Origin of the sequence: Pseudomonas sp. NBRC 100443 (assembly GCF_030268185.1) — a bacterium.
GTDB lineage: Bacteria > Pseudomonadota > Gammaproteobacteria > Pseudomonadales > Pseudomonadaceae > Pseudomonas > Pseudomonas citronellolis.
On the sequence record NZ_BSQE01000127.1, the window covers coordinates 1 to 205 of the forward strand.

1 pseudogene is annotated in these 205 nt (G+C 65.4%); it reads left to right on the forward strand.

The annotated features are described in order from the left end of the window. A pseudogene (locus QSJ95_RS32830) lies at positions 1–205 on the forward strand (IS110 family transposase); the annotation flags it as partial.

Consider the following 205-nt stretch of genomic DNA (forward strand, 5'->3'; position numbering starts at 1 on the left):
AGATGACCAAACGTGGCGACGCCTATGTGCGCAGCCTGATGGTCGTAGGCTCGCATGCGGTGTTGAAGCAACTGCGGCCCGATTCCGAACACCCGGACGATCGGCGCCTGCAGCGCTGGCTACAACGCCTGGGGCGCAAGGGCGCGGCAGTGCGACTGGCCAACCGCAACCTGCGTATCGCCTGGGTGCTGCTGTGCAGCGAACA